The following is a 7,237-nucleotide window of genomic DNA, read 5'->3' as shown; positions in this document are numbered from 1 at the left end:
TCGGAGTGCTGCCTGCGCGCTGTGCCCACCGGCTGCGCCGGGTGTGGTGTCGTGGGCATCGTCCTCCGCCCAGAGGCGTCTCATGCCGATGGGAACCGGCGTCGGTCGAATGATCCTCGGTCACGGCCGGGCGACTCCGGGTCGTCGGGACGGCCGGTGCTTGCGATTGTGGCCGTCTGTCCACAGTGCCACCCGTGGCCCGGCTGTTGCCGCAGCGACCACCCCAGGACGGCAAGCACGCCCAGCAGGGCGCAGTAGGCACCGATCACCCGGTGCGGGTTCCCGTAGGTGGTCGCGAGCAGTTCTATCCCGAAGCCGACGCCGACGACAGTCGTGGTGACGGCGACAATGGCCACACCCGACGCGACAGGGGTCATGGCCGCCGGTGCCGGCCGGCTCGCCTCCGGCCCGCCGCCCACGGACCCACGGTGTGTCAGGGTCTTCACGACGCAGCCGACAACAGGCGCGGCGAGTACACCGATTATCACGCCACCGGCGACGAAGCCGGTCAGGCTGGTCCGATGAGGGGTGACGACGAACCAGCTCCCGGCGGTGAAGACGGCCAGGGGTATCCGCGATCTCGGCGCGATGACCAGTATCGGCGCGAGCAGAAGCAGCAGGTAGTGGCTCCATACGATGGGTGAGGCCACGAGCGCGGCGGCGAGCGCACCCGCGTACGGCACCCGCTCGTCCCCGCTGCGTCGCATGTGCAGCCAGCTCCCGGCCAGCACGGCCGCGGCCACTGCCCGCGCAGCCCAGGTGGCCACCCCCATATCGAGACCGGTGTTGACCAGAAGGCCGGTGAGGCTGAGTCCCAGCGGTGCCTCCTCGCGGGCGAGCAGCGTCAGCATCCCCAGGTAGGTGCGGGTGTCCACCGGGCTGGTCAGCTCGGTGACGGCCAGTAGCAGTCCGACGCCGGCAGCCGCGACCGCGCTCGCCTTCGTCCTGCGGGTCAGTACCAGCCACAGCCAGACCGGTGCCAGGAACAGTTTGGCGTAGATGACGCCGGCCGCGAGCACACCCGCGGTGATCGGATGGTCACGGTAGCGCCACAGTGCGGTGAGGCCGAGGAACAGGACAGCGTTGAGCGTTCCCATCTGCAGGCCGGTGATGGCGCAGGAGGCCATCATCACCAACGCGTACGTGTGGCGGTCGCGGGTGCCCACCAGCCGGGTACCGAGGAACAGCGCGCCCACCGACAGCGCGATGAAAACGGTCGCGCCGAAGCCTCCCAGCCACGACAGCGGAACGAAGCCGAAGGCGACGAGGTAGGGATACACGTAGGCGAAGCCCGAGTAGACCTCGGCGGACCCGGGGAGCGGGTAGGGGTTGCGCCCGTGTCCGACGGCGGCGCCTGCGCGCAGGAACACCTCGACGTCATAGTGGGGAAGCGGGGCGATGTAGACGGTCCACATCACCGCGACCAGCGCGGCGAGAGGCGCCCCCCAGGCCAGGGCCGACCATGGCCGGGTATGGCCGGCCCGGTCGCCGCCGACGTCACCTGTGTTACCGGCGTTACCGGCGTTGTCGCCACTACCAGCCACGGGAGTGTCGCCGTGGCTGCCGGTATCGCTTGAAAGCGCCGGCCGGGCCGGCTGTTGAGGCGTACCTGTAAAAGCTGTCAAGACTCGCACTCTGCCAACGCCGCACCCGTTCTGCCAACACCCGTACTCCGCGGACACCGCCGTCGGCCCCCCAGCCGGTTCCCCCCGCAACCCGCATCACCGGTCGATGCATCGTCACATCGATGCATCATTGGTCGACGTCGTGGCACTCGTCCATCATGACCTGCGTAGGTGCCCGGCATGCCCGCCCGCGGCCGGAGGGTGCCGCCGGTGAGGATTGCCTGTGGCCGTAAGGACTGTCGGTGCTCCGGCGTATCTTCAGCGGCTGATCCCCGCGCACCGGCGCGCAGGGTGGCGTGGAGGTGGCGGACGTGTCGACGAACCTGCGGGCGGGGTCCCTGGACGGACGCCGCGCGTCCGCGTGGTGGGCCGCACGGATCCCGGCGTGGGTGCTCCCCGCGTTGATCTGCGCCTGGTTCCTCACGGTGCTCGGAGCCCTCGCCGGCGACACGCCCGCGTGCTCGGCCACGCAGCCGGACATCTGCGGGCCCGATCCGGCCGCGGCCTTACTGGGTGTGCCGATGTTGGGCCTGCCGGTGCTGTTGTGGTTCGCCCCGCTCGCCGGCTGCGCCGCCGCGATCGTCTTCGCCGCCGCGGACGTGCTCTTCGACACCGACGGCTCGGCCCGGCTCGCCTTCGCCGGGTATGGGCTGGTCTGCCTCGCTGTGGCCGGCTGGCTGGCCCGGGTGCGGGCCGGCCAGCGGGCCGTCCTGAAACAGGTGGCCGGCGGGCCCGTTTCGCTCACCGGGGTCCCCGCCGGCGGCCCGCGCCGATCCCGGCTGGTGGCGGTGGCCGTGGTCGCCGCCACGGCAGCCGCGCTGTACGCCTGGTACGGCCACCGGGTCGCGGTGGAGGATCGCCATCTCGCCCGGGCCGGGACGCAGGCCGTCCAGGTCGTCGCGGTGGGGGACGACCACATCACGGTCGTCCTGCCGTCGGGGTCCAGGCGCACCCTGCCGGTGCGCGACTCCAGTGCGTACCCGACAGGTTCGTCGGTACCGATCATGGCCGATCCGCTCGATCCGGGTTGGGTCCGTCTCGTCGCCGAGCCGGACGATCCGACACCCTGGGCGGCCGGGGCTCTCGGCGCGGGTGCGATCGCGCTGGTCGTGGCGTCGCGGGAGATGCTGGGCTGGCGGGCCCGCCGGCGCCTTGTCCGCGGCGAGCACCGCGGCGCCCAGGTGCGTGTCATGACCGACGAGCGGGGCGCGGTGCTGGTTCATGCCGCCGACGACGTGCGTGGGGAACGGCCGCTGGCCGTCGTCGGCGTCCGGTGGGCCTCCGGCCGTGCCGAGCCCGCATCGGACGGATCTTTACCCGCGGCGGACGGATCGTTCAACGAGCCGGCGTTCGGGCGGGCGTGGCGCGGCGAGGTCCGCGGGGATCCCACAGCCGCTGTCGCAACGCTCGTCGGTGGTATGCACGATGACGCCTGGCCGGCCTTTGCCGTCGGTGACGACGTCGCGTTGCCCACCAGCCCGTTGCGGACGTTCCGCTCGCCGCCGAGTGCGTGGTGGCGAAGCCTGCGCCACATCCGGGACATCCGGGCGCTGCGGACCGGGCCGGACTGGCGCCCCGGCTGGGGAGGCGCAGGGGAGGACAGCGGCGAGAACAGCGGGGACGATCGCGGGGACCGGACGGACACCGGGTACGGCCTGCCGGGCCGTCCGGTGCCGGCCGGAGGCGAGGTGAGGGCACCTGAGGATCTGCCCGCCGTCATCCGCGGACCGGGCAGATACCGGGCGGCCGGCACGGTCGCCCTGGGCGCGGGGTTGCTCGGCGCCCCGCTCGCCGTACTGCTCGGGTTGGACGTCCTGCCCGCGGTGTGGCTCGGGGGCATCCTGCTGGTCAACGGCCTGGTCGCCACGGGACGATCCGTCGTGCTGGACCGCGGTTGCCTCACCGTCCAGGGCCCGGTGGTGGCCCACCGCGTGCCGTGGGGGCACCTGCACGGCGCCCGACTCGTCGGTGACCGGCTCGTGCTGGCCTGGGTGCCTGCCACGGTCGTGGCGGTCGGGCCGTTCGAGCCGACGGGCGAGTCGCCCGGACGGCGGGAGCAGGCCGAATGGACCGGCGCCGCCATCATGGCGTTGCGTGCACGTGAACGCGGACCTGAACGCGAACGCGCAGTTGCGGCAGGTGCGGATGTGGGTGCGGGTTCGAGCGCGGGTGCGCAGGGGCAGCCCGAGGGGACGGTCTCCCGGACGCCCGGCCCGGGTGTCGCGGTGGTCGCCGTCTACCTCCTGCTGGTTGCCGCAGCCTGGTGGTGGCATGCCCATGGCGGCTGAGGCCGGATGTCGTGAGGTGCACGTGAACCGCCGCCGGGATACGGGGAACCCGGCGGCGGTCACCCGTGCCCGTCCGGCTGTCCGGTCATCCGGGCAGCTGAGCCCGCGGTTTCAGCCGGGCCGGGATCGTCGCCCGAGACGGGTGGGACCGGCTGCTGGTCGTTCAGGCGCAGGCGCTGGACATCCCGCTGGTCACCGCCGATCACCAACTCTCGGCCTATGGCGTCAGGACGGTACGTGCCTGACCTCCCGGACACCCCTGTTCTTTCCCGGACCGCCTGTCGGGAGATCGTCCCGGGCAGTGGATCGTCAGCTGGTCGGCACCCGGGTGTGGCTGCGGATATCGGCGGCGAGCAGGCACAGATCGTCCTCCCGGCCGTTGGAGCCGGCGACCTCCGCCAGCAACCGGTCGCACAGTGCATCCAGGCTGAGCGCGTGGGACTGCGCGGCAACGGCCGACAGGGCGGCGAGCCGGTCGGAGATGGAGGCGTCCCGGCGCTCCACCAGGCCGTCGCTGTAGAGCAGCAGGCGGGTCCGGGCCGGCAAGGTGACGGTGTCCTGCCGGTAGGCAAGGTTGTCCACGGCGCCGAGGATCGGGCCGTGGACTTCCTCCAGGAAGGCCGGACAGTCGCCGTCGAGGATCAGAGGCGGCGGATGACCCGCGCACGACCAGGTCAGCGTCTGGTCGGCCACGTCAAGGCAGGCGACCACCGCGGTGGCGTAGACCGCCGAGTCGCTGGCGGCGAGGTTGGACGACAACTGACTAGTGATCATGGCGGGGGGATGACTGAGCAGCGCGTAGGCGCGTGCCGCGTGCCGCAGCTCGGCCATGACCGTGGCCGCGCGCAGCCCGTGGCCACCGACGTCCCCCACGATCAGCATGAGTTCGCCGTTCGGGAGCACCAGCGCGTCATACCAGTCACCGCCGACGTCGACGTCCCGGCCGGCGGGCAGGTATCGGGCGACCAGTTCCACTCCGGCCAGCTCCGGCAGGCGCTGCGGAAGGATCGCCCGTTGGAGGGCTTCGGTAACTGACAGCTGCTTCTCGTACAGGCGCACTCGTTCCAGCGCGTGCGCGCAGTGCCCGGCAAGCGTTGTCAGAAAGGCCCGCTCGTCGGCGTCGAAGGTCCGTTCGGTTCCCCACAGCAGCGCGATCACCCCGATCGGCTGCCCGGAGACGATCAGTGGGATATGGGCTACACCCGCGATGGCGGCCGCTTCGAGCAGGGGCTGGGTGTGCGGATAGTCGGTCAGGTACTCCGTGCGGGAATCGAACCGGGCGCGGGCTGTGCGCAGGACGTCCGGGGTCGCCGCGGTTCCGTGCACGGAGATCATTTCCAGGAGCCGGTTGACCCGTCGGGACTGGATGGTCGGGCTGACCATGCGCACCCGTCCCTCCTCGCCGACCAACATGATCACGGCGCAGTCCGCGCCGAGGTCGTCCCATGCCGATCGCACGATCACGTCCGCGACGTCCGGGACGGTCAGGGCCTGGCCGAGCGCGGCGGTCACGTCGAACAACTGGCGGGCGCGGCTGAGCGCCGTCGACAACGACGTGATCAGCGCCGCGCGGTCTGCCTCCGCCCGCCGGCGTTCGTCGACGTTGCGGAAATACGCGGTTATCCCGTCCGGTGAGGGGAACAGCCGGACCTCGAAACGTCCCCCGAAGGAGGCGTAGTCGGCTTCGGACTCCACCGGCAGCTGGGTGTGCAGCGCCTGCAGGTACAGCTTTTCGAACACCGACCCGATCATCGCCGGTTTCAGGTCCCACAGCCGTTCGCCCACCAGCTCGCACGTGTCACAGCCGAGCAGCCGGCTCATGACCGTGTTGACGAACACGAACCGGCCGTCGTTGTCGAACACCACCACGCCGTCACTGACCTGTTGCAGGGCACGTCCGGCCTGCTCGCAGCCTGCTCGTAGCCCGGTGGTGTCGGTACAGATCCCCGTCACACGCACGACCCGACCGGTGTGGTCGATGATTATCCCGGCGCGGACCTGGAGCCAGGCGCGCGAACCGTCAGGGCGTACGACCCGGAACTCCTCGAGGAAGGATCTGCCGGTCGCCAGGACCGTGTCCATGCGGGCGCGCAGGATCGGTACGTCACTGGGGTGCACGCAGGAGAAGAAGGCCTCCATCGTCCCGGCGAAGGACTCCAGGTCGACGCCGTGCAGGTCGGCGGTGCGCTGGTCCCACCGTAGCCGGTCGCCGGCGACGTCCCACTCCCAGACGCCCACGCCCGCGGTGCCCAGCGCGAGCAGCAGGTGTTCCGGTACGCCGTCATCGGACGCGGACGGCATCGGCAGATCGTTCGCGTTTCGGTGAACCTGGGGCCTGTCAGCACCGCCCGATCCCACGTCACGCTCCCCACTGGCCGTCGGCGTTCCCCGCCGGCCGGCGCCGTCAACCCGGGCGCGCACCGTTGTGACCGGCCGCGACGGCTCAGGCAGCGCACCTGGCAGATCATGGCTGGTCTGCGGGGTCTCAGGTAGGCGTCGACACGGTTCGACAAGTCAACCACGAGGCATCAGGCCTCGTTCCCCGATAGGACAGAACAGTCCATTATCGTGCCGGGTTGTTGCCGTCGGCGATCACGGCCGTGTGGGTGTGCTCACTGCCCTGCGGAGGTTCCGCCCTCCGGAGGTTCTCCAGGTTGTGGATCATTGATGGGTCATTCTTCGCGGATACCGATGCGGTTGTGGATGGCGCGTAGCGGGCGGGGTGCCCACCAGTTCCACTGCCCGGCCAGGCGCATGAACGCCGGGACCAGGATGGGGCGCACGATCAGGGCGTCGAGCAGGATGGCCAGGCCGGTGCCCAGACCGAACAGTTTGATGAACGACACCCCGGAGACCAGGGTGGCGAAGAAGGACACCGCCAGGATGAGCGCGGCAGCACTGATGATCCGTCCGCTGCGGGACAGGCCGTCGACGACGGCGCGGTGCAAGGTGGCGCCGGTGTCGTGGCGTTCGCGGATGCGGGCGAGGACGAACACGGCGTAGTCCATGGACAGGCCATAGGTGATGCAGAACAGCAGGACGGGGATGGCGACGGGCAGGGGGGCGGGGGTGATGCCGAGGGGTCCGGCGAGGTGGCCGTCTTGGAAGATCCAAACCATGGTGCCGAAGACGGCGCTGAGGCTGAGCAGATTGAACGCGAGGGCTTTGACCGGCAGGACGATGCTGCCGGTGAGCAGGAACAGGACGGCGAAGGTGATGACGGCGATGAGGGTGAGGGCGAGGGGGAGGCGGTGGCCGATGGAGGCGGTGATGTCGATGAGTTGGGCGGCTTGGCCGGTGACGAGGACCCGGCGGTGGTGGGGG

At 70.9% G+C, this 7,237-nt stretch carries 4 protein-coding genes; 1 reads left to right on the top strand and 3 read right to left on the bottom strand.

Features of this window, described 5'->3' with window-relative positions; all coding sequences use genetic code 11:
- Nucleotides 1-80: 80 nt before the first annotated feature.
- On the bottom strand, nt 81-1,544 hold the full coding sequence (locus DD1DGNOD_RS17990) for a glycosyltransferase family 87 protein (protein ID WP_131770674.1): 1,464 nt from the start codon (nt 1,542-1,544) through the stop codon (nt 81-83).
- 392 nt (nt 1,545-1,936) lie between these two features.
- Between DD1DGNOD_RS17990 and DD1DGNOD_RS17985 the strand changes: the two genes are divergently transcribed.
- Complete coding sequence (locus DD1DGNOD_RS17985) at nt 1,937-3,913, top strand: hypothetical protein (RefSeq protein WP_131770673.1); 1,977 nt, start codon at nt 1,937-1,939, stop codon at nt 3,911-3,913.
- Nucleotides 3,914-4,222: 309 nt separating this feature from the next.
- Here the strand turns inward: DD1DGNOD_RS17985 and DD1DGNOD_RS17980 are convergent, their stop codons facing one another.
- Together DD1DGNOD_RS17980 and DD1DGNOD_RS17975 are read right to left on the bottom strand one after the other, a co-directional pair.
- Nucleotides 4,223-6,214, bottom strand: a complete 1,992-nt coding sequence (locus tag DD1DGNOD_RS17980) for a SpoIIE family protein phosphatase (RefSeq protein WP_131767633.1) — start codon at nt 6,212-6,214, stop codon at nt 4,223-4,225.
- 371 nt (nt 6,215-6,585) lie between these two features.
- On the bottom strand, nt 6,586-7,237 hold a 652-nt coding region (locus DD1DGNOD_RS17975; protein WP_165036840.1), incomplete at its 5' end, for an MMPL family transporter.

Origin of the sequence: Candidatus Protofrankia californiensis (genome assembly GCF_900634765.1) — a bacterium.
In the GTDB taxonomy this organism is placed as follows: Bacteria; Actinomycetota; Actinomycetes; order Frankiales; family Frankiaceae; genus Protofrankia; species Protofrankia californiensis.
Note: the sequence above shows the minus strand (reverse complement) of the source record. Positions and strands in the feature narration are given on the sequence as shown.

Bases quoted from the DNA above. Each gene is read 5' to 3' on its own strand.
- DD1DGNOD_RS17980 (WP_131767633.1), bottom strand. From the start codon at position 6,214: ATGCCGTCCGCGTCCGATGACGGCGTACCGGAACACCTGCTGCTCGCG.